Annotated in this window: 1 protein-coding gene; it reads right to left on the bottom strand. The window is 47.0% G+C overall.

Features of this window, described 5'->3' with window-relative positions; translation table 11 throughout:
• A partial coding sequence (locus tag ABN217_RS20555; protein ID WP_349460054.1) for an AAA family ATPase occupies positions 1-504 on the bottom strand: 504 nt, incomplete at both ends.

The following is a 504-nucleotide window of genomic DNA, read 5'->3' as shown; positions in this document are numbered from 1 at the left end:
GCCCGGTGTTGCACGCGCCAAAATAAACGTATCTACGTTTGGATCAATCGGCACACGACGCATATGAACTTTCAGGATTTGCTCACGACCACGTACGTCAGGTAAACCAACCACAACTTGACGGTCGAAACGACCTGGACGTAATAATGCAGGGTCAAGAACATCTGCACGGTTAGTCGCTGCAATGACGATAATACCTTCATTGCCTTCAAAACCATCCATTTCAACCAACATTTGGTTCAATGTTTGCTCGCGTTCATCGTGACCGCCGCCTAAACCTGCGCCACGTTGACGACCGACCGCATCAATCTCATCGATAAAGATAATGCAAGGCGCTGCTTTTTTCGCTTGTTCGAACATATCACGAACACGAGATGCACCAACACCGACAAACATTTCAACGAAGTCAGAACCTGAAATAGTAAAAAATGGTACTTTTGCTTCACCAGCGATCGCTTTAGCAAGCAATGTTTTACCTGTACCCGGAGGCCCTACCATTAGGAC

The organism is Proteus sp. fly-1067 (assembly GCF_040139345.1).
In the GTDB taxonomy this organism is placed as follows: domain Bacteria; phylum Pseudomonadota; class Gammaproteobacteria; order Enterobacterales; family Enterobacteriaceae; genus Proteus; species Proteus vulgaris_B.
Note: the sequence above shows the minus strand (reverse complement) of the source record. Positions and strands in the feature narration are given on the sequence as shown.